This window comes from Kribbella sp. NPDC048928, from assembly GCF_043197975.1.
Lineage (GTDB): Bacteria > Actinomycetota > Actinomycetes > Propionibacteriales > Kribbellaceae > Kribbella.
This window is the reverse complement of record NZ_JBICUC010000002.1, coordinates 907238-927383: the sequence shown is the minus strand read 5'-3', so window position 1 is coordinate 927383 and position 20146 is coordinate 907238. Positions and strand designations below refer to the sequence as shown.

The following is a 20146-nucleotide window of genomic DNA, read 5'->3' as shown; positions in this document are numbered from 1 at the left end:
GTAGCCACACGCCGAAGACCGTGTCCCGGTGTCCATCCGTCGTCGTGCGAGAGTTGGGATTGTGAAGCGAACCACTGCCATCGTCTGCCTGAGTAGTCTGCTGATCACCGCTGGTTGTTCGGACAGCAAGTCCGGTGGCGGCAAGTCCGGGAACGACGAGCAGCAGGCGTCCGGAGCGGTCATCAAGCAGTTCGCCGACGCCTGGGTGAAGGCCTGGGCGCCGAACGGCAAGCCCGACGCGGCCGGTGCCCTCACCGACAACCCGACGGTGTTCTCGAAGCGCCTCGACGACGTCGACAGCGCGCTGGTAGCGAGCACCGTCACGGTCGCGCCACAGGGCGACCCGAAGTGCTCCGACGACAACAACTGCACCCAGGAGCTCGCGGTCGAGGCGCAGTTGCGCGGCATCGGCGCGATGAAGTGGACCAGTACGGCCACCGCGGTCAAGACCGGCGACGCCTGGAAGATCAAGGCCGCCGGCGACACCATCTACCCCGGCCTCGGCGACGCGAACTACCTGAAGCGGGTCCGCGCGCTGCCGGCCCGCGCGTCGATCCTGGACCGCAACGGCGTCGCGCTGACCGCGAACCGGCAGGTCGTGATCGTCGGCGTCGCGTCCGGCACCAAGGCCACCGCGGCGACGTACGCCGCGTTCACGAAGTACCTCCAGGTCGACGGGGCGAAGCTCGCCGCCCGCGCGAAGGCGGCGCCGGCCGGGCAGTTCGTGGACGCGATCACGATCCGCGCCGAGCAGTGGGAGGCGCTGCGGCCGAAGATGAGCGCGCTGCCGGGCGTCCTGACCATGGGCGGCACCCAGTCCCTGCCGCCGACCGCGACGTTCGCGCGTTCGCTGATCGGCACCATGAAGACCGCGACCGAGGACACCCTGAAGAACGCCGGCCCGACCGCGTCCGCCCAGGACCAGGTCGGTACCACCGGCCTGCAGTACGCGTTCCAGCAGCAGCTCGCCGGGACACCGGGCGGCACGGTCACGCTGCGGGACGGCAAGACCAAGCTGACCATCAAGACGGTCTTCAGCCAGAAGGGCACCGCCGGCAAGCCGGTGAAGACCACGCTCGACACCAACATGCAGAAGGCCGCCGAGGCCGCGCTGGCGACGAGCAAGCTGCCCGCCTCGCTGGTCGCGGTGCAGGCGTCCACGGGCCAGATCCTCGCGGCCGCGAACGGCCCGGACCCGACCACGTACAACAAGGCCTTCCAGGGCCGGTACGCGCCGGGTTCGACGTTCAAGATCGTCACCTCGGCCGCGCTCCTCGGCGCCGGTGAGACCACCACGACCATGCTGCCGTGCACGGACACGATCAACGTGTTCGGCAAGTCGTTCAAGAACTACGACGGTCTGGCGGCGTACGGCAACGGCACCATGCAGAAGGCGTTCAACGAGTCCTGCAACACCGCGTTCATCTCGCAGCACGGGAAGCTGCCGAAGGACGGCATGACCAAGGCCGCCGCGATGTTCGGCATCGGGCGGGACCTCGGGCTGTCGCTGTCCGCGTACGGCGGTCAGGTGCCGGCGCCCAAGGACGACGTCGACCAGGCCGCGTCGATGATCGGTCAGGGCACCGTGACGGCCAGCCCGCTGGCGATCTCGCTGGTCGCCGGTGCGGTCGACCACGGTACGGCGATGAAGCCGGTGCTGGTACCGGGCAAGGACGCGGCCGGCGCGGCGGCGTCTCCGTTGCCCGCGGCAACGGTTGCGGCACTGCGGACGTTCATGCGGACCACGGTCACCAGCGGTACCGCGAAGGTGCTGGAGGGCAGCGGCGCGGTCGCCGCCAAGACCGGTACCGCCGAGGTGGTATCGAACGGCAAGGTCATCACGAACGCCTGGATGGCCGGCTACCGCGGCGACGTCGCGTTCGCGGTCATCGTCGAGGGCGGCGAGTCCGGCTCGCACACCGCGGGCCCGATCCTGAAGCCGTTCCTGGCCAGCTTCAAGTAGGAAGTTGCTGATAGTTCGCTGAGAGTCCGGGTCCGGGCGGATTTCGTCACCTACCGTTTCCGGATGGAGAGCCTGACGTGTCCCAAGTGCCATGGGCTGATGCGAACCTACGAGCGCAGCGGCGTCACCGTCGACCAGTGCGGTGACTGCCGCGGCGTCTTCCTCGACCGCGGCGAACTGGAACACCTCGTGGACGCCGAACTGCGCTTCAACGCGCCACCACGGCGCGAGGAGAAGCACTACGACGACCGGCGGTACGAAGACAAGCGGTACGGCAATCAGCAGTACGGGAATCAGCAGTACCCGCGCAAGAAGAAGAAGTCGTTCCTCGAAGACCTCTTCGACTGATCCCTACCGCTTGACGGCGATCACCGTGCCCTGGGCCAGTGCGCACAGGGTTTCGGTGTCGCCGTCGACGGTGCGGAGTTCGCACGTACAGGTGGCCTGCCGGCTGGTTGCGTGCGCGACCGTGGCGACGGCTCGCAGTACGTCACCCTTGGCCGGATGCAGGTAGTTGATGGTGAACCCACCAGTCAGCACACTCGGGCCCAGAGCCGTACCGCCCGCGAACGTCAGCGCATTGTCGGCCGCGTAGCTGAGCACGCCGCCGTGCAGAAACCCGTTCTGTTGCTGGAGATCCGGGCGGATGTCGAGCTCCAGCGTCGCACCCCCGTCCCCGAACGCCGTCACCCGCGCCCCGACCAGCACACTGAACGGCTGCATCGCCAGCAACTCCTGCGCAAACCCCAACGTCAACTCGGTCACGTTGTGCACCTTAGGCGAACTGCCTGATCAGGTTGGCGAATTGTTGCGGCTGGTCGAGTGGGATCAGCGTGTAACTGTCGTCGATCAGCTCGAGGCGCGCCTGGGGCAGCAGCTCGGCGAGCCGGCGGCCGTGTTCGAGCGGCATCACCCGATCGGCGGACGCCCAGATCACGAGCGCCGGCCGGTCGAAGTGCGCGAGCTCGGGCGCGGTCTCGTCGAGCAGGCCGCGGTCCGCGAAGACCGCCCGCAGCATCCGTACCGCATCGACGCGGATCTCGGGCGACTCCAGTACGGGCCTGATCCAGCGCGCGACCGCCGCGTCACCGCGCTTGGTCAGCGTTCCGAACGCGAACGGCGCACGACGCGCCGGCTTGAGCCGCAACTGCTGCATGAACGCACCGAACAGCGCCGGCGACAGCTTGCCGGCCATCGCGATCGCCTTCCCCGTCAGGCCGGGCGGCAGATTCCCGAACGCCTCACACGAGGCCAGCACCGCGCGCCCCACCCGCTTGGCACCGTCCCGCAGGATGAGCTGCACGAGCGCCCCACCCGTGTCGTTCCCGACCAGTACGACGTCGCGCAGGTCGAGCCGCTCGAGGAACTCGACGACCAGCGCGGCAATGCCCGGGAGCGACAGATCCGCATCGGGGCTCATCGGCAGCCGGTGTGCGCCGAGCGGCAGCGTCGGGGCGATACATCGGTGGTCCGTGGCGAGGTCGGTGATCACGTCGTCCCATAGCGACGCGTCCATCAACAGTCCATGCAGCAGCACGACCACCGGCCCGTCGGTCCCGCTGTCGACGTACTGCAGGGTCCCCGAGGACAGCTCCAGCTCGTTCATCGTTCCTCCTGTTAGTATGAATCTCATACTATACGAAACTCATACGTAGGAGTTCTCTCGTGACGAACATCCTGGTCACCGGCGCGACCGGAACCGTCGGCCGGCCGTTGGTGGAACTGCTCAGCGGGCGCGGGGCGAACGTCCGCGCGGTCGCCCGGTCCTTCGATTCCGGCGTGCCGACGAGCGTCGAGCGCTGTACTGCGGACCTCGCCGATCCCGCCGGCGTCGCGCCGGTGCTGAAGGGCATCGACGTCCTGTTCGTCCATCCGCGGGCGGTCGGCGAGCGAGCCGGTGACCTGCTCGCGGTGGCGGTCGAGGCCGGCGTCCGGCGGGTCGTGGTGATGTCGGCGATCAATGTCGACGACGACCCTGCGCTGCAGCCGTCGCGCTGGAACGGCGATCGCAACCGGGAGGTCGAGGAAGCGGTCGTCGCGAGCGGACTGCCGTGGACGGCGGTGCGGCCGACATCGTTCGCCGGCAATGTGATTGGGATGTTCGGTGGTCAGATCCGGGCCGGCGACGTGGTGCGCGCACCGTACGCGGGGTTCACCGAGGCGCCGACCCATGAGGGCGATCTGTCCGCCGTACTGGCCGAGGTTCTGCTCGACGACGCCTGGGAGGGTCAGCGGCTCGCGGTGACGGGGTCGGAGGCGCTCACCCAGGAGCAGTTGGTGGCGGTCATCGGCGAGGTGCTCGGACTTCCGCTGCGCTTCCAGGAGATCCCGGCGGATGCTGCCGTACGGGCGATGACCGCCAACGGACTGCCTGAGGGCTTCGCGGTCGCCCTGATGGAGCGGTACGCGCGCGATGATGCGGGGATCGTCACGGACACCGTCGAGCGGGTTCTCGGACGGCCGGCGCGGACGTTCGCGGAGTGGGTGGACGAGCACCGGGCGGCCTTCCGGCGCTGAAAGGTGGTGGACGGCGCTTTCCGGTCGGAATACCGTGGGGGAGGCGGCAGCCGCACGTCGGAAGGATCCACAGGACGCTGCCCGGTCCTGACAATCTCCCGAAAGCGGTGCACTCACGTGACACCTGTTCACGACCTGCCGCCGGTCATCGCGGCACACGACCTGACCAAGACCTACACGTTCCACAAGCAGCGTGCCGGACTCGGCGGCGCGCTGAAGAGCCTGGTGCGGCGCAAGTACGAGACCCGGCTCGCGGTCGATCGGATCTCGTTCGCGATCGACCGCGGCGAGGTCGTCGGACTGCTCGGCCCGAACGGCGCCGGCAAGACGACGACGCTGAAAATGCTGTCCGGCCTGCTCTACACGACCTCCGGCGAACTGGAGGTGCTCGGCCACACGCCGTCCGATCGCAAACACGACTACCTGCGGCGGATCGCGCTCGTGATGGGCCAGAAGACCATGCTGTGGTGGGACGTCCCGGCGATGGAGAGCCTCCTGCTGCACAAGGACATGTACGGCCTGTCCACCGCGGAGTTCGACCGCAACGTCGCCGAACTCGCCGAGCTGCTCGACGTCCAGGACCTGCTGAACGTACAGGTCCGCAAGACCTCGCTCGGTGAACGGATGAAGCTCGAGCTGATGGCGGCGCTCGTACACGGACCGGAGATCCTGTTCCTGGACGAGCCGACGATCGGGCTGGACGTGGTCGCGAAGGCCCGCGTCCGCTCGTTCCTCGGCGATCTCAACCGGGCCCGTGGGACGACGATCCTGATCACCAGCCACGACATGGACGACATCGAGGCGCTCTGCTCGCGGGTGATGATCATCGACCACGGGCGGCTGCAGTTCGACGGCGGGCTCGACGACCTGGTCCGGACGGCGCAGCCGCGCAAGCTGGTCCAGGCGACGTACGCGACGCCGGTCGATGCCACCCGGCTGACCGCGATGGACGGGGTGGGCGCGGTCGAGGTGACCGGCCAGATCGTCCGGCTGGAGGCTGATCGGGAGCGCGCGGGATCGGTGATGGAGCAACTCACCCGGCTCGGTCCGCTCGTCGACCTCGACGTCGCGGACGCCGACATCGAGGACATCATGCGGGACCTGTTCCAGCGCCGGAGCTCGCTGTGACGGGCTCTCTGACGGGCCCTCTGACGGGCTCTGTGATGGGTACCGTCACGCGCAACCTCCGCGTCGTCCGGCGGATGACCGCGGCCGAGGTCGCGCAGGGGTCGGTGTACCGCGCCGCGTTCGTGATCTTCATGCTCTCGAACATCACCATGCCGATCATCTCGCTGCTGATCTGGCGGACGGCGATCGCGAGCGGGGCCCGGTTGCCGGTCGACGAGCGGTACGTCACGACGTACTTCGTGCTGCTCGGGTTCGTGACGATGGCGACCTCGTCGTGGATGGCGGGATTCCTCGCGCAGGACATCCGGCTCGGGAAGCTGTCGAGCTGGATGGTCCGGCCGGCGTCGCTGCTCGTCGGGTTCGTTGCGAACAACCTGTCGGAGAAGTTCCTGAAGCTGTTCGCGCTGGTGCCGATGATCGGCATCGTGTGGTGGATCTTCCGCGACTCGATGAACATTCCGGCGGGTCCGGGGCGGTGGGTCCTGTTCGCGATCAGCATCGGCCTCGGGGCGGTCCTGGCGTTCACGATCGACATCCTGGTCGCGTCGCTGGCGTTCTGGATGGACGACGTGAGCGCCTTGGTGCAGGCCCGCGTGATCATCGCGAGCGTGCTGTCCGGCGCGGTCGTACCGCTGGCGCTGATGCCGGAGTGGTCGCGCGGGTTCGTCGACCATCAGCCGTTCCGGTACACGGTGTCGTTCCCGGTCGAGATCGTCGCGGGCCAGCTCACCGGCCGCGAGTTGCTCGCCGGGCTGGGATTCCAGTTCGGGTACGTCGTCGTGTTCGCCGTGATCGCCCGCGTGGTGTGGTCGGCCGGGATCCGCGCGTACTCGGCGGTGGGCGCATGAATACGTATGCAGCGGAGCGTCCGCCACTCGACCGGAGCTGGTGGCACATGCAGTGGCGGCACGTGCGGCTGTGGCGGCGGTTCTTCGCGCAGGCCGTCGTACGGGAGACGCACTACCGCGCGCACTTCCTGACCACGTTGCTCGTCGGGCTGGTGCAGCTGGGGCTGGGGATCGTACCGACGTTGCTGCTGTTCGGGTTCACGGCCGAGGTGCACGGGTGGTCGCGGGCGCAGGTGATCGCGCTGGTCGGGGTGTTCCAGATCGTCACCGGGCTGATCGGCACGTTCATCGCGCCGAACCTGAACCGGATGACGACCTACCTCACCGAGGGCGAACTGGACGGCGTACTGCTGCGGCCGGTGTCGAGCCAGTTCTATCTGACCTTGCGGTGGATCAACGTCGCCGAGCTGACGAACGTTGCCAGCGGCATCGTCGTCCTGGTGATCGGGCTGGTGCAGGCCAGGATCGGCTTCGGGCCGGGCCAGGTCGTGCAGGCACTCATCCTGGTCGGCTGCGGACTCGTGCTGCTGACGGCGGTGTGGTCGGCGATGTCGTTCCTGGCGTTCTGGCTGCAGTCGGTGAACCCGATCGGCTTCGTGTTCCTGAACCTGATGGAGGCCGGCCGGTACCCGTTGGTGTTCTTCCCGCTCGCGGTCCGGACGTTCCTCACCTTCGCGTTCCCGGTGGCGTTTGCGACGACGTTCCCGGTCCGGGCGCTGGCGGGCGACCTCGACTGGTGGCCGGTCCTGCTCGGCGTCGTGCTCTCGGCGGTGGCGTTGCTCCTGGTGCGGCTGTTGTGGCGGCGCGGGCTCCTGACGTACTCCAGTGCGTCCAGCTGATGTGGTTACCTGTGCCGTATGAGCTGGTGGATCCTGCACGTGGACATGGATCAGTTCATCGCGGCCGTCGAGATCCGGCGGCGGCCTGAGCTTCGCGGGCTGCCTGTCGTGGTGGGTGGATCCGGCGATCCCGCCCTGCCGCGGCAGGTGGTCGCCACGGCGTCGTACGAGGCGCGCGCGTTCGGCGTCCACTCCGGGATGCCGGTGCGGGCCGCGTACAAGAAGTGCCCGGCCGCGGTCTTCCTGCCCACGGACCCAGCGGCGTACGACGCGGCGTCGGCCGAGGTGATGGACACCCTGCGGTCGTTCCCGGTCGTGGTCGAGGTGTGGGGCTGGGACGAATGCTTCGTCGGCGCCGAGACCGACGATCCGGAGGCCCTGGCCGCCGAACTGCGGACCGCCGTGGCCGAGCGGACAGGGCTGACCTGTTCGGTCGGGATCGGCGACAACAAGACCCGCGCCAAGCTCGCCACCGGGTTCGCGAAACACGAACGCTCGCACGCCGAACCATTCGAAGGCGCCGGGCCGGTCGAGGGCGCCTCAGGTGGCGCCGGCGTCTATCGCCTGACCGGCGCGAACTGGCGCGAGGTGATGGACCACCGCCCGGTCCGCGACCTCTGGGGCATCGGCTCGCGGATGGAACGCAACCTCAACGAACTCGGCCTGCTCACGGTCGCCGACCTGGCCGCCGCGGACGTCGACGTACTGAAGAAACGCTTCGGCCCCAAGATGGGCGCCTGGTACGCCGCACTCGGCCGCGGCCTCGGCGACACGCAGGTCACCGACGTACCCCGCGAACCCGTCTCCCGCAGCCACGAGGAAACCTTCGCCGCGGATCTCGTCGAACGCCCCGACATAGAACGCGAACTCCGCCGCATCGCCACCGAACTCACCCAAGAGGTCGTCGCCGAAGGCCGCACCATCCAACGAGTCTGGGTCAAGCTCCGCTTCGTCAACTTCTACACCCCCATCAAAAGCCGCAAACTCCCCGCCCCGACCCAGGACCCCGAGGTCATAGCCGCAACAACCATGGCCCTCCTGGAAAAGTTCGACCTCCACCGCCCCATCCGCCTACTAGGCATCCGCGTCGAGTTCGTCCCCCCACCGACCTGACAGCGCCCGCTATTTAACTTTATTGAGAGAAAGTTATATAGCGAGAACTCGCCGCGTCCCTGCCCCGGGCCGACGGCGAACTGGTTCCGCTTGCCGTGGTCCTGCTGCGCATCGAGTCGATCCTGGCCGCCCATCGCGCCCTGATGCACGACCAGACCTACGCTCGCCCCGGACAGCTCCGGGACGGGCAGGTCTGGATCGGCGGTGGTCCGACTCCGCACACCGCGGCGTTCGTCCCGCCCCGGCACGAACGGGTCCTCGCATTGATGGATGACCTCGTCGCCTTCTGCCGGCGGACCGACGTCCCCGTACTCACGCAGGTCTCGATCGCCCACGCACAGTTCGAGACCATCCACCCGTTCAACGACGGGAACGGCCGCACCGGCCGGACACTGGTGCACGCGATGCTGCGCCGGTCCGGCGTGACGCGACGGCTGACCGTCCCGGTCTCCGCAGGCCTGCTCACCGACACCGACGCGTACTTCGCGGCGCTCGGCTCGTACCGCGAGGGCGACCCCACGCCGATCATCACCCAGTTCAGCCGCGCGTCGTTTGCTGCCGTCGGCTCGTCGGCGACCTCACCGGCATCTACGCCACCTGGCAGGACACCGTCCCGTCGCGGAAGGGTTCGGCCGCCCGTCGCCTGCTGCCACACCTGCTCAGCCAGCCGGCGGTCACCGTCACGTACGTCCGGCAGCACCTTGCTGTCTCACAACCCGCTGCGCAACGTGCGATCGACCAACTCGTCGACGCACAGGTCCTGAAGCAGATCAGCACCGGACGGCGGGACCGCGCCTGGGTCGCCCGTGACGTGATCACCGCCCTCGACAACTTCGCAACGCGCACCGGCCGCCGAGCCTGAACCCCAACGACCGCCGATCAGGTGAGGGTGGTGAGAAGGTTGGCGAGGGCTGGGTAGGTTTCGTGGACGGGGGTGTGTTTGGCGAGGCGGTGGCGTTCGAGGCGGACGGCGGCCAGGTGCCAGGCCTCGTAGATGCGGGCTCGGTGGGCGGCCTCGGGCGAGCGGTCCAAGGGGCCGTACGAGTCCCAGAAGGATTCGCGTTCGTCGGTCCTGGCTTGGGCCATTCGGATCGTCCAGTCGGCGGCGGGGTCACCGAATTCGGCTCGGTCGAAGTCCAGCACGCCGGAAATCAGGGGCTCCGGTGCGTCGGCGTCGAGCATGCAGTTGACCGTCCACAGGTCGCCGGTCAGCAGCCGCGGTTCGCGGATCTCGTCGAGGAGGGCGCGGTCGCGGGTGGCTACGGTGGCGGCTGTTCGTACGTCGGTGGCGTCGAGGCCGGCGTGCTCCAGGTCGTCGGCGATCTGTTCGAAGGAGGCGATGACGAGTGCGCTCCAGGAGGTGTACGTCGGGCCGGCCGGGCGTCCGAAGTACGGTCCGCGTACGTCGTGAACGCTGCGGGTGATCGCCCCGAGTTGGCGGAAGAACGTCGTACGGCCGGATCGTGGATAGTGGCCGAGATGCTCAGGCGCGGGGAGACCGGACAGGCAGCTCTGGATCATCCAGTCCCGGTCGACAATGTCGTGCGACCAGTCGACCGCCAGGACCCGGGGCATCAACGGTGCGATCACCGCGAGCCAGGGCGTCGCGGCGTACTCGTTCCGCATCAGCTGCCGCTCCGACCCGTACTGCACGGACTCCCGCGGCGCCACCCGCAGAACCACCGGACCGCTCTCGAGCTCGACCCGGTACACAGTGTTGTACCCGCCAAGTCCCAACTCGACCGCCTCCGTCGCCCGCACGTCCTCCCCGAACGCCCGCCGGCAGATCGCCAAGATCTCCGGTCCCGACAGCGACTGCTGAAACGCGTCCTGGGGCCGCTCGAGGGTGTGCAGTCTCATGAAGTCATCCTCACGCCTGAACGGATCTCCACGCAGGCAGAACCCCCTGAATCGAGGCGTTTGCCCCTAAAAAGGGGGTTGTGCCTGCGTGGCGGTACTCACAGCCGGTACGTTCGCGTGGCGGTGGCGCCGAAGACGGCGTCGCGTTCGGTCGGGGTGAGGTTCGCCGTTAGGGTCTCGGCGGTTTCGACTACCTGGTCGTACGTCGCCGCGAGCAGGCAGACGGGCCAGTCCGAGCCGAACATGACCCGCTCCGGACCGAACGCGTCCAGCACGACGTCGGCGTACGGCTGGAGGTCGGCGGGTTTCCACGTGGTCCAGGGCGCCTCGGTCACCATGCCCGAGAGCTTGCACGTGACGTTGGGCAGGGCGGCCAGCTCCCGGAGCCGGGTCGCCCACGGCTCCAGCGGTTCGCCGATGACGGGCTTGGAGATGTGGTCGAGGACGAACGTCAACTGCGGCAGCTCACGCGCCGTCCGGATCGCGGCCGGCAGGTGCGGCGCCTTGGTGAGCAGGTCGTAAGCAAGGCCGGCGTCCGCAACCGCACCCAGACCACGCTGTACGTCCGGACGCAGCAGCCAGTCGATGTCGGGCTCGTCGTGGACCTGGTGCCGGATCGCCTTCAAATACAGGCCATCCGGCCGGGCAAGGAGACCGGCGAGCGCGTCCGCGACGTCGTCCGCGGTGAGATTCACCCAGCCGACCACGCCACCGACAAGGTCGTTGCTGGCAGCAACCTCCAGGAATTCGACCGTCTCCTCGACCAGGCCGATGGTCTGCACCAGCACGGTCGCCTCGACGTCGGCGGCCGCCGCGAGCGGCGCGAGGTCGGAGATCGCGAAGTTCCGCCGGATCGGATCCAGCTCCGGACCGGCCATCCACGACTGCTCGCGAACGGTCAGGTCCCACACGTGGTGATGTGCGTCGACCCTGCGCATCCTGCGTACCTCCTCATCCGACCCGGCGGTCGTCGATCGCGTCCTGGTTCCAGTCGATGCCGAGACCGGGCGTGTCCGGCGCGACCGCGTGCCCGTCGACAATATCCATCTCGGTCGACGTGATCGCCCGCAACTGCGGGATGTGTTCGACGTACCGGCCGTTCGGTACGGCGGCGGTGAGGCTGACGTGCAGCTCCATCAGGAAATGCGGGCAGACCTCGAGGTTGAACGTCTCAGCCAGGTGCGCGACCTTCAGCCACGGGGTGATCCCGCCGATCCGGGCGACGTCGACCTGGACGATCCCGGCGCCGCCGGCCGCGACGTACTCGCGGAACTGCGAGACCGAGTACAGCGACTCGCCGACCGCGATCGGAATCGAGGTCCCCGAGGCCAGCCGGACGTGCCCGGTCAGGTCGTCGGCCGGCAGCGGTTCCTCGAACCAGGACAGGTCCACGGCCTCGAACGCCGCAGCGCGCCGGCGGGCCTCGGGATAGGTCATCGACTGGTTCGCGTCGACCATGATGTCCATCGCCGGCCCGACCGCGTCCCGGACCGCGGTCAGCCGCTCGAGGTCCTCGTGCACGCGCGGCTTCCCGACCTTGAGCTTCACGCCCGGCCAGCCGGCCTTCTGCGACGCGAGCGCACCGGCGACCAGCTCGTCCGTTGTCAGGTGCAACCACCCGCCCTCGGTGTCGTACAGCGGGACCTCGCGGCGGTATCCGCCGGCCAGGCGCCACAGCGGCTCGGCCGCCCGCAGGCAGCGCAGATCCCAGAGCGCGGTGTCGACCGCGGCCAGGGCAAGGGAGGTGATCGCGCCCACGGTCGTGGCGTGGGTCGACCAGAACAGGTCCGACCACAGGGCCTCGACGTTGCGCGCGTCCGCACCGGTCAGGCGCGGCAGCAGGTGGTCCCGGAGCAGCGCCAGTACGGCGGTGCCTCCGGTGCCGATCGTGTACGAGTACCCGAGGCCGGTCAGCCCGTCCGCCGTGGTCAGCGAGACGAAGATCGTCTCCTGTTTCAGGAACGACTGGACGGCGTCGGTCCGGACGGTCTCGACCTCGAGGTCGACCAGGAACGCCTCGGCCCGGACGATCGCCGTACTCACATTGCCTCCCGAGATCCTATAGGATATTGCGCATCTTGATGTTGCCGCCTCACACTGGACCCGTCAAGGCGGACCGCGAGTCGCTAGGTTGGGCAGATTCATGTTGGGAGGAGCGACAGGTGACGGATGCGCATGCAGGTCTGGCCGGGCAGCTCGCCCGTCTGCCGCAGCGGCAGGTGCTGAGCGACGACGTCTACGAGACGGTCAAGGGCCTGATCATGGACAGCGTCGTCGAGCCCGGTACGCGGCTGAACATCGACGCCCTGACCCGTGAGCTGGGCATCTCGCAGACCCCGATCCGGGAGTCGCTGGCCCGGCTGGAGTCCGACGGTCTGGTGATCAAGGAGCCGTTGCGCGGGTACCGGGTGTCTTCGCGGCTGACCCGCGCGGAGTTCGAGGACCTCTTCGAGTACCGGCTGCACATCGAGCCGTGGGCGGCCGCGCGCGCCGCGGAGCGGGCCGCCGACGAGGACCTCGCCCGGTTGAAGGCCGAGATGCTTAGCTACACCGACGTGCCGGATCGACCGTCGTACGACAGCTACCGGGCGATGGCCGGGCACGACCAGCGCTTCCACGACCTGGTGCTGGAGCTGGCCGGCAACGAGACCGCCCGGCTGTCCTTCCAGCGGACACACTGCCACCTGCACCTGTTCCGGCTGTACTACGGTGGCGGCATCGCGACGAAGGCGTTGCGAGAGCACAAAACAGTGGTGACCGCGGTCCGCAAGGGTGACCCGGAGGAGGCGGCCGCGGCGATGCGGTCGCACATCGAGGCCTCCCGCGCCCGCCTGCGACTGATCTACGACAAAGAGTCATAGGAGACATCTGTGGAACTGCTCCGCCTCGGGGCGGTCGGTGAGGAGCGCCCGTACGTGCGCGCCGCCGACGGCACCGTTCACGACCTGACCCCGCTGACCGCCGACATCGACGGCGCGTTCCTCGCCGCCGACGGGATCGCCCGGACGCGCGCCGCGCTCGAGGCCGGTGAGCTGCCGGTCGCCGAGACCGACGGCCTGCGGGTCGGCGCCCCGGTCGCTCGTCCTGGCGCCGTGGTCTGCATCGGCCAGAACTACGCGGCGCACGCCGCCGAGTCCGGTGCCGAGCCGCCCAAGCAGCCGATCGTGTTCTTCAAGCACCCGAACACCGTCGTCGGCCCGTACGACGACGTGCTCGTCCCGCGTGGCTCCGTCAAGACCGACTGGGAGGTCGAGCTGGCGGTCGTGATCGGCAAGCAGGCGCGGTACGTCGAGACCGACGAGGACGCGCTCGCCTGTATCGCCGGGTACGCGATCTCGAACGACGTGTCCGAGCGCGCGTTCCAGATCGAGGTCTCCGGTGGCCAGTGGTCGAAGGGGAAGTGCTGCGAGACGTTCAACCCGTTCGGGCCGGCGCTGGTTCCGGCCGACGAGGTCGACCCCACCAACCTGAACCTGAAGTCGTGGGTGAACGGCGAGCCGCGGCAGGACTCGAACACCCAGGACATGATCTTCTCGGTGGCGGCGCTGATCCGTGATCTCTCGCAGTACATGGTGCTCAGCCCCGGCGACATCGTGAACACCGGTACGCCGGAAGGCGTCGCGATGTCCGGCCGGTTCCCGTACCTGTCGCCCGGCGACGAGATGGAGCTGGAGATCGACGGCCTCGGCCGCCAGAAGCAGTCCCTCGGCAAGGCCTGAAAAACTGTCCCCGGCCGGCCTTAGTGTCGGCCGGGTGACCGACTACCTCGCGGATATCCAGACGTCCTACGACAATGTCGCCAGTTCGTACGCCGACTTGGTGGTGGATGCCGCGGATGGGGAGGACGACGCGTTCGACCTGCTGACGCAGCTTGTCGCCGATGCAGACGGACGGGTCGTTCTGGATGTCGGCTGCGGGCCGGGGCGGACCACCGGTTCGCTGGCCAGGCGCGGTCTGCAGGTTGTCGGCATCGACCTCTCCCCCGGCATGATCGAGGTCGCCCGCCGCGATCACCCGGAGCTCGACTTCCGGGTCGGCTCGATGACCGCCCTGGACATTGCGGACGGCTCGGCCGCCGCAATCGTCGCGTGGTGGTCGATCATCCACCTGCCCCGCGACGTCGTACCGCGGGCGTTCTCCGAGTTCCACCGGGTGCTCGCTCCGGGCGGTGTGCTGCTCCTCGGGTTCCACCTCGGCACCAAGTCGACGCACAAGACCTCCGGGTACGGCGGCCACCCGATGAACATCCATGTCCATCGCTGGACCGCGCCCGGGCTCAGCGAGATCGCGGTCGCGGCCGGCTTCACGCCGTACCCTTCCGATCTGGCCGAGGATCGGCTGCTGTTCCGCCGCTGACTAAGGAGAATTCCCGAGGGCGGTGGCCGCTTTTCGCAAGTAGCCTCTGCGCATGACTTCTCGCGTGCGGACGGTGACGTTCGATGCCCACGACCCCTATGAGATCGCCGGCTTCTGGCTCCAGGTCCTGAAGGCCGAGCGCCCCGACGACGACCAGCCCGGCGACCCGTACGCAGCGGTGCCCGCCGACGGCCTGACCGTCCTGTTCGAGCAGAACAACGACGAGAAGGCGGTCAAGAACCGCGCCCACCTCGACCTGGAGCCCGAGACCACCCGCGACGAGGAGGTCGCGTGGCTGCTGACCCTCGGCGCGACCATCGCCAACGACCACCGCGAACCGGACGGCACCGGCTGGGTCGTCATGCAGGACCCCGAGGGCAACGAGTTCTGCGTCCTCCGCAGCGCCTCCGAACGCGCCGCAACCAGCTGACCGGCTACAGGTCGTCGACGTGTGGCGTCTGGCCGGTGAAGGTCAAACGCCAGTCGGTGGTCTCGGCGGTGGCGGTGAGGTCGTAGCCCTCGCGGCGGGCGGTGAGCTCGTGGCGGCCGTCCGTGACCTCGGAGAACGTGACCTTCCAGCCGCGGGACTCGAGGGTCTCGGCGGCGAAGCCGATCTGGGCCTCGGGGTCCGGCGTGGTGGTCGGGTCGCCGGTCTCGACGGTGATCGTGCAGACGGACTCCGGGCCGCGGTCGCCGGACAGCGCGCCCTGGTCGACGGGACCGACGTCCTGCGTCACCGTCGGGGTCTGGTCGGGTACGACGGTCGCTGCCACCACCAGGAGTTCAGAGCGGAGGAAGTTGCGGGCTTCGGTCAGGGTCACGCTTCCGTGATACACCGTCCAGCCAAGGCTCGCGAGGACACGCCGTACACCGATTCTCAGGAAACGACGGGTGTCTCTCCGGTGAACGTGATCCGCCAGTCCGTCGCCCAGGCGTGGACGGCGACGTCGTACCCGTCCCGCGCCGCCGCGACCCGGTAGTGACCGTTCTCCGGAGGTACGACGTCCGCTGTCCACCCCCGGCTCCGCAACGCCGCCGCCGCGGCCTCGACCGCCGCCGCCGGGTCCGGTGACTGCGGGTTGCCGCTCTCGACCGTCACTCGGGCGACGGTCGCGGATCCACGGCCGTCGAACAGTACGCCGGGGTTCACCGGCCCTGGGTCGTGCGTGACGACCGGCCGCTGATTCGGTACGACGGCCTCAGCCACCGCCACCAACTCGCTCCGCAGGAACTCCCGTCCGTCCGTCACAGCCCTCGCCCCTCTCGAGCTCCGCCGGTCGAACGCGGCGTCGCGGATTGTTGCGCGGCAGCCGCTGCCGACTCCTTCGACGGCTTGGTGAGCGACACCACTCCGTTGTACACCGACGAGGCCACATGGGCGGCCTTGTTCAGTACGCCGCCCCACGACGTACCGAGAACGAGCTTGGTCTCTGCCTCGCGTCCCGTCTTGGTGGTCGTGATGTGGTCGACGTCGCCACGGACCACCCGGCCGATGTTGCGCAACGCCTCGCTGTTCGGCCGGTAGTACTCGTTGTGCCAGTGCACCGACACCGGGTCGTCCCCGCCGCGCGGATCAGCCGTCGCCATCCGGATCGCGTCGTCGAAGTTCGCCGGATCCGGCCCATGCCATTCCGAGTACGAGACGTAGTCCCCGGGCGCGCGTTCGGTGTACAGCCTGGTCGGCGGGAGGACGAAATCCGAGGCCTCGTCGATGTACGTCTCGATGCCGGGCGACCCCGTCATCACCAGTCGTCTCGGGCGCGCGCCGCCCTCGATGACCGCCTGCGCGGCAACATCGGTGCCGTACGAGTGCGCGACTACCGTGACATCCGCGTTCTCGTCCTTCAGCTGATTGATCTCGTTCAGGGACGCCGCGAGTTGCGGGCCGCCCTCGAGCGCCGCTTCCTTGCTGGCCGCCTCCAGCAACCCGTGCGGCGAGTCGTAGTCCAGCCACACGACCACTGCCGTACCGGGGCCGGCCTCGTCCTTGATCAGCCGTCCGCGGTCCGACTGCCCGCGGAACGTCTCCAGGCTGTTCCCCATGCCGGGGACCAGCACCGCGATGTTCTTCGCCGCCTGGAGGTCGCCGAGCACCTCGACCGCGCGGCCCTGTCCCTCCGGGTCGACCTTCAGGAACTGCCGCGGCCGCTGTTCCTCGACAACGTTGCCGTCGGCATTCACCTCGCTGACGGTGACCGGGGTGAGCAGCTCCTTGACGGTCGCGAGCCGCTGCTCCTGCTCGGCACTCGCGGAGCCGGCGCCGACCGCGGCCTGCAGCCGGTCGCGGGCGGCGACGAGCAGGTCGTGGTTCGCGCGGAACCGTTCCGCCAACTGGTCGGACTCAGCCATCGCGACTCCCCGTGACATCCGGTCACCTGGGCGTGCGACCGGGGCAACCGCAGTTTGTCAGGCCGAAGGTCCGAAAGCGAGGGACCAGTTGCCGGAGTGGTGTGACAGGGCGATCGTGTCCAGCGGCCGTACGTCGACGTGCCGGAGCGACTCCGCGGGGGCGTCGACGACGTACAGGACGACCGCCCGGACGACCGCGGGATGGACGATCGCGACCGCGGAGGTGCGCTCGTCGTGCCGTTCGACCAGGTCCCCGAGCCAGTCGGCGACTCGGGTCAGTACGTCGTTCTCGGTCTCGCCGCCGGGAGTGGCGTTGTGCGGCCGCTCGAGCCACGCTGCCACTCGCGACGGTTCGGACGCGAGCAGCTCCTCCAGGCCGCGAGCAGCCCATTCGCCGTACTCACGGTCGCGCAGCGCCGGCTCGACCACCGGGTCGAGCCCGAGCGCCGCAGCTGTCAGTACGGCAGCCCGCTCCGGCCCCGCGTACACGACGTCGGCCGCGAACTTCAGCTCGCGCGCCGCCTCGACACTCGCCGGATCAGGCTCGGCGTCGCCACCGAGCACGAGTCCACGCAGCGCGGGCGTCAAGGCGTGCGCCACCAGCGTCAACCTCAAACTGCCACCTTCTGTCGGGCCGGCCGGCGATCCACCGCGACCGCGTACCCGAATCCGAGCAGGAGCCACAGGGTCGCCTGCGTACCGAGCGAGGCGAACCGGAACTGCCACAGCAGCGTAGCGGGGAACGTCTCCGGAACCTCGTTGATCCGCGGCAGGATCAGGTACGCCACCACGACGGTGACGAGCACCCCGACGACACCGCCTGCGAGCCGGGCGACTTCGCCGTACCGGGCGGCCCACCGGGACAGCGCGACGCCGCCCCAGACCGCGAGCAGGCCGATCACGAGCGTCAGGAGATACGTGACGGTCCGCCTGGTGATCGTGTCCGGATCGCCGACGGCGGGTGGATTGGGTGGGTACTTGAAGAACGGGACCAGGACGATCCCGACGAAGCCGGCCGCGGCGAGTCCGAGCGCGGCGTACGCGTCGTTCCCGGTACGGAGCTTGCGCCGCAGCAGCGTGAACGCGACGGCGAACAGGCCGCCGAGCGCAACGCCGTACAGGCTGGTGGCGAGGAACAGGCCGGCCTTCTGGCCTTCGCGGCTGACGAGCGGCTGCTCTTCCGCCTGCTCGGTGCCGTCAGCATGGTCGTGGTTGTGGTCATGGGTGTGCGCGGCGCCGCCCTCTTCGATCGCAATCGCCGCGTCGACACGCGGCTCGCCCATCACGTAGGCGAACGTTCCGGCCAGCAGGCCGGCGAAGAGTCCGACGATCAGTCCGCGCACCAGGAGCGATCCGAAGGTGCGCATCGTCTTAATGGCAGGGCACGCCGAGCAGGTGGCGACCGTCGTGCATCAGCTCGTGCAGGTACATCCCCGAGCGGGAGACGGCCCCCTGGTCGAACCCGACCAGGTACGCGAGCAGCAACATCAGGCCGACGCTGAGCAGCGCGGCACCGAGGATCTTGGGAGAAAGCGCCGGTACGGCGACCGAGCGGGCAGGAACTGCCATCTGAACTGGACCTCCTGGGGAAGTGCGCGTCCCCTTAGAAAGGCTGCTGTGCCCGAGCGTCCTGACTTACGAGCCGAAGCTCGATCACAGTGGCGCGGCCGTGCCGGTCTCTCACCGGCTTCCCTCATGGCACCGCAGGTTGACCCTCGAACCGTAGAGCCCCACCCCGACCCCGGTCAACGCACCACGACGGCCCGGTGACCAATCCCACCTCGCGGCAGGTGGGGTCAGGAGGCCGGGGTTCGGCGGGCGGCTTGGAGACCAAGTAGGGCGAGGAGGGCGGGCAGGCCGAAGGCGACCAGGTAGGCGGCACTTTCGGAGTGGGGTTCCATCGCGGCGAACAGGGAGCCGCCGATGGCCAGGACTGTTGCCGTGAACAACGAGTCGCTGAGTTGCGCGGCCGAGCTGTTGGCACCCTGTTCGGCGCGCGGCGAGTATTCGAGGACGAGCACCGACAGGGTCGGGAAGACCGTACCCATCCCGAGGCCGGTCAGGCTCCAGCCGAGGATGCCGACCAGGACCGGGACGTGCGGGTTCAGCGTGAGGGTCGCCGTGGCGATGCCGAGCACGATCGCGATCATCCCCGCCTGCAGGAACACCGTGTTCGAGAACGGTTGGTTCGGACGGCCCCGGTACCAGGATGCCGCGCTCCAGCTCAGCGCACTCACCGTCAGCACGAGCCCGGCCAGCGCCGGCGACAATCCACGCTCACGGGTCAGCATCAGCGGCAGGAACACCTCAGCCCCGAAGCCCGCAGCGGCCACCAAGCCCCGCAGAGCAACAACAGACGGCAACCCACGCCCGAACGCGAACGTCCCACGCGGCAACAGTCGCGGCCCGAACGCAACCACACCAGCCAGCCCCACGACCAGTAGCCCAACCTGTACCAGCCCGCGCTGCTGACCGCCGTAATGCAGCAGTCCAACACCAATCGCGGCCGCGACCGCCCATAGCGCCCGCTTGTCCCACAGCCTCCCCGGCCGTACGTCGTAGGCACCGCTCTTGGCCAGCCCTGGCCGCATGACGAGAGCTGCTGGTATTGCGATGACCGGTACGGCGAGGAACACGATTCGCCAGGTGGTGTGCTCGACGATCAGGCCGGCGATCGCGGGACCGACCAACGACGGCACCACCCAGCCGGTCGCGAAGGCCGCGAAGATCCGTGGCCGCAGGCGCGCCGGGTACAGCTGTCCGACGACGACGTACAGCGCGACCGTCAGCAGACCCGAACCGAAGCCTTGGATGATCCGCCCGGCGACCAGGACCTCCATCGACGGCGCAAAGCCCGCGATCAGCAGTCCGCCCAGGAACCATGCCGTACCGTGCCAGAGCGGGCGGGTCGGACCCTTCAGGTCGCTCCAGGTGCCGGAGACAACCATCGCGACCACACCCGACGCGAGCGGTCCGCCGAACGCGAGCGCGTACAGGCTGAGCCCGTCGAGGGCCTGTGCAACAGTCGGCATCGCGGTCGCGACCGCCAGCGACTCGAAGGCGACCAGCGTGATCAGCGCAACCATCCCGACGGTCAACGCACGGTACTGCGGGGACAGGACGCCGCTGGTGTCAGTGGCCGGCTCGGCAAGGGTGCTCATGCCGAGAACTGT

At 68.8% G+C, this 20146-nt stretch carries 24 protein-coding genes and 1 riboswitch; of the genes, 12 read left to right on the top strand and 12 right to left on the bottom strand.

Annotated features, from left to right (window positions below; translation table 11 throughout):
* Positions 1-61: 61 nt before the first annotated feature.
* Together ACGFI6_RS11475 and ACGFI6_RS11470 are read left to right on the top strand one after the other, a co-directional pair.
* Positions 62-1963: a penicillin-binding transpeptidase domain-containing protein gene (locus ACGFI6_RS11475; RefSeq protein ID WP_393117394.1), complete on the top strand. Its 1902-nt coding sequence runs from the start codon at positions 62-64 to the stop codon at positions 1961-1963.
* 63 nt (positions 1964-2026) lie between these two features.
* The gene (locus tag ACGFI6_RS11470) at positions 2027-2311 is read left to right on the top strand and encodes a zf-TFIIB domain-containing protein (protein ID WP_393117392.1); all 285 of its coding nucleotides are present in this window, start codon (positions 2027-2029) and stop codon (positions 2309-2311) included.
* A gap of 3 nt (positions 2312-2314) precedes the next feature.
* On the opposite strand, the gene ACGFI6_RS11465 is transcribed toward ACGFI6_RS11470, so the two are convergent.
* The gene (locus ACGFI6_RS11465; RefSeq protein WP_393117390.1) at positions 2315-2728 is read right to left on the bottom strand and encodes a PaaI family thioesterase; all 414 of its coding nucleotides are present in this window, start codon (positions 2726-2728) and stop codon (positions 2315-2317) included.
* A 10-nt stretch (positions 2729-2738) separates the two neighbouring features.
* Positions 2739-3569, bottom strand: a complete 831-nt coding sequence (locus tag ACGFI6_RS11460) for an alpha/beta fold hydrolase (RefSeq protein ID WP_393117387.1) — start codon at positions 3567-3569, stop codon at positions 2739-2741.
* A gap of 59 nt (positions 3570-3628) precedes the next feature.
* On the opposite strand from ACGFI6_RS11460, the gene ACGFI6_RS11455 reads away from it, so the two are divergent.
* The 6 genes from ACGFI6_RS11455 (at position 3629) to ACGFI6_RS11430 (ending at position 9172) form a co-directional block, all read left to right on the top strand.
* Positions 3629-4480: an NAD(P)H-binding protein gene (locus ACGFI6_RS11455; RefSeq protein WP_393117386.1), complete on the top strand. Its 852-nt coding sequence runs from the start codon at positions 3629-3631 to the stop codon at positions 4478-4480.
* Between the two features lie 117 nt (positions 4481-4597).
* A complete protein-coding gene (locus ACGFI6_RS11450) occupies positions 4598-5608 on the top strand; it encodes an ATP-binding cassette domain-containing protein (protein ID WP_393117384.1) in 1011 nt (336 codons plus the stop codon).
* Positions 5609-5643: 35 nt separating this feature from the next.
* A complete protein-coding gene (locus tag ACGFI6_RS11445) occupies positions 5644-6456 on the top strand; it encodes an ABC transporter permease (protein WP_393117382.1) in 813 nt (270 codons plus the stop codon).
* Positions 6453-7295 carry an ABC transporter permease gene (locus tag ACGFI6_RS11440; RefSeq protein WP_393117380.1) on the top strand — a complete coding sequence of 281 codons (843 nt, stop codon included), beginning with the start codon at positions 6453-6455 and terminating at the stop codon, positions 7293-7295. Before ACGFI6_RS11445 ends, ACGFI6_RS11440 begins: the two co-directional genes overlap by 4 nt.
* 18 nt (positions 7296-7313) lie before the next feature.
* Positions 7314-8408, top strand: coding sequence for a DNA polymerase IV (locus tag ACGFI6_RS11435; RefSeq protein WP_393117379.1), 1095 nt, complete (start codon positions 7314-7316; stop codon positions 8406-8408).
* 95 nt (positions 8409-8503) lie between these two features.
* On the top strand, positions 8504-9172 hold the full coding sequence (locus ACGFI6_RS11430) for a Fic family protein (protein ID WP_393117377.1): 669 nt from the start codon (positions 8504-8506) through the stop codon (positions 9170-9172).
* 115 nt (positions 9173-9287) lie between these two features.
* On the opposite strand, the gene ACGFI6_RS11425 is transcribed toward ACGFI6_RS11430, so the two are convergent.
* The 3 genes from ACGFI6_RS11425 to ACGFI6_RS11415 all read right to left on the bottom strand — a co-directional run bounded on the left by ACGFI6_RS11425 (position 9288) and on the right by ACGFI6_RS11415 (position 12311).
* Positions 9288-10268 carry a phosphotransferase family protein gene (locus ACGFI6_RS11425; RefSeq protein ID WP_393117375.1) on the bottom strand — a complete coding sequence of 327 codons (981 nt, stop codon included), beginning with the start codon at positions 10266-10268 and terminating at the stop codon, positions 9288-9290.
* A 98-nt stretch (positions 10269-10366) separates the two neighbouring features.
* A complete protein-coding gene (locus ACGFI6_RS11420; RefSeq protein ID WP_393117374.1) occupies positions 10367-11206 on the bottom strand; it encodes an amidohydrolase family protein in 840 nt (279 codons plus the stop codon).
* Between the two features lie 13 nt (positions 11207-11219).
* A complete protein-coding gene (locus ACGFI6_RS11415) occupies positions 11220-12311 on the bottom strand; it encodes a mandelate racemase/muconate lactonizing enzyme family protein (protein ID WP_393117372.1) in 1092 nt (363 codons plus the stop codon).
* 119 nt (positions 12312-12430) lie between these two features.
* On the opposite strand from ACGFI6_RS11415, the gene ACGFI6_RS11410 reads away from it, so the two are divergent.
* Genes ACGFI6_RS11410 through ACGFI6_RS11395 form a run of 4 tightly spaced genes read left to right on the top strand, consistent with a single transcriptional unit; the run spans position 12431 to position 15054 of the window.
* Positions 12431-13129, top strand: coding sequence for a GntR family transcriptional regulator (locus ACGFI6_RS11410; protein WP_393117370.1), 699 nt, complete (start codon positions 12431-12433; stop codon positions 13127-13129).
* Between the two features lie 9 nt (positions 13130-13138).
* Positions 13139-13987, top strand: a complete 849-nt coding sequence (locus ACGFI6_RS11405; RefSeq protein ID WP_393117368.1) for a fumarylacetoacetate hydrolase family protein — start codon at positions 13139-13141, stop codon at positions 13985-13987.
* Positions 13988-14021: 34 nt separating this feature from the next.
* Positions 14022-14624, top strand: a complete 603-nt coding sequence (locus ACGFI6_RS11400; protein ID WP_393117366.1) for a class I SAM-dependent methyltransferase — start codon at positions 14022-14024, stop codon at positions 14622-14624.
* A 52-nt stretch (positions 14625-14676) separates the two neighbouring features.
* On the top strand, positions 14677-15054 hold the full coding sequence (locus tag ACGFI6_RS11395) for a VOC family protein (protein WP_393117364.1): 378 nt from the start codon (positions 14677-14679) through the stop codon (positions 15052-15054).
* A 4-nt stretch (positions 15055-15058) separates the two neighbouring features.
* Here ACGFI6_RS11395 and ACGFI6_RS11390 read toward each other — a convergent pair whose 3' ends face one another.
* From ACGFI6_RS11390 to ACGFI6_RS11360, 7 genes are all read right to left on the bottom strand, one after another.
* The gene (locus ACGFI6_RS11390) at positions 15059-15445 is read right to left on the bottom strand and encodes a hypothetical protein (protein ID WP_393117362.1); all 387 of its coding nucleotides are present in this window, start codon (positions 15443-15445) and stop codon (positions 15059-15061) included.
* A 56-nt stretch (positions 15446-15501) separates the two neighbouring features.
* On the bottom strand, positions 15502-15873 hold the full coding sequence (locus ACGFI6_RS11385) for a hypothetical protein (protein ID WP_393117360.1): 372 nt from the start codon (positions 15871-15873) through the stop codon (positions 15502-15504).
* Positions 15870-16973 carry an alpha/beta hydrolase gene (locus ACGFI6_RS11380; RefSeq protein ID WP_393117358.1) on the bottom strand — a complete coding sequence of 368 codons (1104 nt, stop codon included), beginning with the start codon at positions 16971-16973 and terminating at the stop codon, positions 15870-15872. Before ACGFI6_RS11380 ends, ACGFI6_RS11385 begins: the two co-directional genes overlap by 4 nt.
* 57 nt (positions 16974-17030) lie before the next feature.
* Positions 17031-17588 carry a histidine phosphatase family protein gene (locus tag ACGFI6_RS11375; protein ID WP_393117356.1) on the bottom strand — a complete coding sequence of 186 codons (558 nt, stop codon included), beginning with the start codon at positions 17586-17588 and terminating at the stop codon, positions 17031-17033.
* Positions 17585-18340 carry a CbtA family protein gene (locus ACGFI6_RS11370; RefSeq protein WP_393117354.1) on the bottom strand — a complete coding sequence of 252 codons (756 nt, stop codon included), beginning with the start codon at positions 18338-18340 and terminating at the stop codon, positions 17585-17587. Before ACGFI6_RS11370 ends, ACGFI6_RS11375 begins: the two co-directional genes overlap by 4 nt.
* 4 nt (positions 18341-18344) lie before the next feature.
* Positions 18345-18542, bottom strand: coding sequence for a CbtB-domain containing protein (locus ACGFI6_RS11365; RefSeq protein WP_393117352.1), 198 nt, complete (start codon positions 18540-18542; stop codon positions 18345-18347).
* A gap of 56 nt (positions 18543-18598) precedes the next feature.
* A riboswitch (cobalamin riboswitch) is annotated at positions 18599-18665 on the bottom strand.
* A 104-nt stretch (positions 18666-18769) separates the two neighbouring features.
* Positions 18770-20134, bottom strand: coding sequence for an MFS transporter (locus ACGFI6_RS11360; RefSeq protein WP_393117350.1), 1365 nt, complete (start codon positions 20132-20134; stop codon positions 18770-18772).
* Positions 20135-20146 lie beyond the last annotated feature (12 nt).